General features: G+C 55.0%; 4 protein-coding genes and 1 pseudogene. 2 read left to right on the forward strand and 3 right to left on the reverse strand.

What is annotated here, in order from left to right; genetic code table 11:
- From ACXRVY_RS21380 to ACXRVY_RS21390, 3 genes are all read right to left on the reverse strand, one after another.
- Positions 1 to 499 (reverse strand): aldehyde dehydrogenase family protein (locus tag ACXRVY_RS21380; RefSeq protein WP_458238177.1); only part of this gene is annotated, 499 nt, incomplete at its 3' end.
- Positions 500 to 504: 5 nt separating this feature from the next.
- Complete coding sequence (locus tag ACXRVY_RS21385) at positions 505 to 1,275, reverse strand: fumarylacetoacetate hydrolase family protein (protein WP_223457534.1); 771 nt, start codon at positions 1,273 to 1,275, stop codon at positions 505 to 507.
- Entirely contained in the window at positions 1,272 to 1,946 is a 675-nt protein-coding gene (locus ACXRVY_RS21390) for a fumarylacetoacetate hydrolase family protein (RefSeq protein WP_223457535.1), read from the reverse strand. The genes ACXRVY_RS21385 and ACXRVY_RS21390 overlap by 4 nt, the downstream gene beginning before the upstream one ends.
- A gap of 177 nt (positions 1,947 to 2,123) precedes the next feature.
- Here ACXRVY_RS21390 and hpaA point away from each other — a divergent pair, with 177 nt between their 5' ends.
- Both hpaA and ACXRVY_RS21400 read left to right on the forward strand, forming a co-directional pair.
- Positions 2,124 to 3,026, forward strand: coding sequence for a 4-hydroxyphenylacetate catabolism regulatory protein HpaA (hpaA, locus tag ACXRVY_RS21395; RefSeq protein ID WP_223457536.1), 903 nt, complete (start codon positions 2,124 to 2,126; stop codon positions 3,024 to 3,026).
- Between the two features lie 127 nt (positions 3,027 to 3,153).
- Positions 3,154 to 3,261 (forward strand): annotated as a pseudogene (locus ACXRVY_RS21400) (homoprotocatechuate degradation operon regulator HpaR); the annotation flags it as partial.

Genomic DNA, 3,261 nt, shown 5'->3' on the forward strand with positions numbered 1-3,261 from the left:
CTGCAGTGTTGCCCAGTGCCAGGCACGGTGCTGTCTTCCAAGTTGCCGTCATGAACGGCACGTTCCAGGGTGACACCAGGCCGCAAACGCCCACCGGCTGGTACAAGGTGTAGTTGAGCATCTGGTCGTCGACCGGGTAACTGTGGCCGTCCATGCGGGTGCAGACTTCGGCGAAAAAATCGAAGTTGTGCGAAGCGCGCGGAATCAACACGTTTTTGGTCTGATGGATCGGCAGGCCCGTGTCCAGGGTTTCCAGCTCGGCCAGGTGTGGAACATTTTGCTCAATTAGTTCGCCAAGTTTGCGCATGAGTCGTGCGCGCTCTTTGGCCGGTGTATTGGCCCATTTAGGAAAGGCTTCCTTGGCTGCCGCCACCGCCTGTGCAACTTCTTCGGCACCGCCGCTGGCCACTTCACCAATCGCTTCGCCGGTGGCTGGATTGTAGTTGGTGAAGGTATCTTTGCTTTCGACCTCACGGCCATTGATCCAATGTTTGATCATATTGCTCAAGCCTCTTTACGTGCGGAGAAAAAATCCGCTTCGCTGACAATTCGATTAACGAGGCGACCAACGCCTTCGACTTCCACGATCACTTCATCGCCTGGAACTACGTCTGCAAGGCCTTCCGGCGTACCGGTGGCGATCATGTCGCCTGGCTGCAGGGTCATGAAACTGGACAGGTATTCGATCAGGTAAGGAATGTCGAAGATCATGTCTTTGGTCGAGCCTTCCTGGCGAAGCTCACCATTGATCCATGTGCGCAGTTTCAGATTGCCCGGATCGGGGACATCTGCAACATCGACAATCCAGGGACCCACCGGGGTCGTGGCGTCACGGTTTTTTACCCGCAAATTAGGGCGGTAGTAGTTTTCCAGGTAATCGCGGATCGCGTAGTCGTTGCATACGGTGTAACCCGCCAGATAGCTCAGCGCATCTTCACGCTTGACGTTGCGCGCAGGCTTGCCGATGACCGCAACCAGTTCGCACTCATAGTGCATGTAGGCAACGTTGTCAGGTCTCCAGGTGATCTGATTGTGGCCGGTGTAGGTGCCCGTTGATTTAACGAACACCAAAGGTTCGGTTGGCGGCGCGAAGGCGAGTTCGGCAGCGTGATCGGCATAGTTCAGGCCGAGGGCAAACATGTTGCCATGGGCCGGCGGCAGCCACTCGACCTGGTCTTCGCTGAGGGAGCGGCCATCGCTCAGATGCACGATGTTGTCTGCATCAACCGTGACGGAATGTATTTGGCTTTCGAATCGGATACGAGCGTGTTTCATACGGTGCCCTCCTGCTCGGCAACGATGACATTGGTCAGGCATCCCAGACCCTGGATTTCTACGTCTACGCGGTCACCTGGCAGGACATCGACACGACCCGAAGGTGTCCCGGTGATCAACACATCTCCGGCATACAAGGTCATGAACTCGCTGATTTCGGCGATCAGCTGAGGAATCTTGCGTACGAAGTTTGCGGTGGAGTCTTCCTGTCGAAGCTCGCCATTGACTCGTAGTTGCAGGGGCAAGTCATGCGGATTGGCAAGCTGTTCGCGCGGTACAAATTCAGGGCCGATGGCGCAGAAACCATCGCGACATTTTGCTTTCACGGCAGGGCGGTAATAGCTCTCTTCCGGAAGACTGAATTCGTTGACGATGGTATAGCCAGCAACGTGATTCATCGCTTCGTCAACACTGACTCGACTGGCATCCTTGCCGATCACCACCCCCAGAGCCGGGCCAGGTTGCAATGAAACTCCTGCACCGGGATGCACCACGGCGCCGCCATGTACGTTGCGCGTATTCGGCGTCTTGATGAACAGAACCGGTTTGACAGGCAGCTTTTGATACGGCGGCTGCTCGAATTCAGAAAGGCGCTTCAGCAGCAATCCCTGGTAGTTCAGCGCTACACCGAGCAGGGTGCCGGTCGCAATGTCATGCAAGGCATGGCTCATGCTTCTCTCCTGGCAGTGGCGGGACTGGAGGTGTCCGGCCTGATTATTGTTAACATATTATCGTTATAGTTAATATGTTAATGATCGTCAAGCACCTTATCGTTCATGGCGATTTACTCGCAACGGGTGCACCATGGGGCGGGGGATGTCGGGACTAAGAAAAATGAGAAGTGTGTGATGAACGATCGGTATCCAATTCCTAACATCAACATCGGCCAGGTCTACGATCAGCGCTACAGCGATAGCGAGGTGCATTACGACAAGCTCGGCAACCTGGCGGGTTTCTTTGGGCGCAACATGCCAGTGCACCGCCACGATCGATTTTTCCAGGTGCATTACGTCAAGAGCGGAACGGTGAGGGTCTATCTTGATGATCAGCAGTACGTCGAGTCGGGTCCCATGTTTTTTCTCACCCCACCGACGATTCCCCATTCTTTCGTGACGGAGGCGGACAGCGACGGCCACGTGCTTACCGTTCGCCAGCAGTTGATCTGGCAATTGATCGAAAGCGATCCCGGGCTGGCACTGGGTCCGCAACTGCCCCCTGCTTGTGTGGCGCTTGATCACCTGAAGCCTGAGCTACAAAGCGAAGCGCGGCGTCTGACATTTCTATTCGAAGAACTGCGAGGGGAGATGAACAGTGGGGCCGCCGGTCACAGTGCAGCGGTGTTAAGCCTGACTCGACTGATCATGGTCAGCGTATTACGGCTGTGCGCAAACCCTCTCGAAGCGACGCCCACGCGACGTGAAGACTTGCAGATCTTTCATCGATTCAATGCGCTGATTGAAGAGCATTATCTGGAGCACTGGGCGCTTGGCCGTTATGCGCAGGCCATTGGTGTTACCGAAGCGCGGCTTAACGACGTCTGTCGACGTATTGCCGATTTGCCATCCAAGCGCTTGGTGTTCGAAAGAGTCATGCAGGAAGCCAAGCGTCTGCTGTTGTTCACGGGCAGTTCGGCAAATGAAATATGCTACCTGCTGGGCTTCAGGGACCCGGCGTATTTCAGTCGTTTTTTTCAGCGCAATGCTGCAATGACACCAGGAGAGTATCGCCAGCAACATTCGGGTTTTCGCTAACGACTTGTGTTTTTTTGCGGCTGAATCGTGTTTGTTTTTGGACACAGGTGTGCGGCCGATTTCCAGGCGGTTGCGCTGCTGAAGCACCAACCGTAAGCTGTTGGCTTGTTCACATAGCCAAATCAAAATGTCCAATCCCAGACCTTCCTTGACACTCACCTTGCTCCAGGCTCGCGAAGCGGTAATGACGTTTTTCCGTCCTGGCCTTAACGATCATGACTTGACCGAGCAGCAG

It is taken from the genome of Pseudomonas sp. P5_A2_2 (assembly GCF_054177685.1).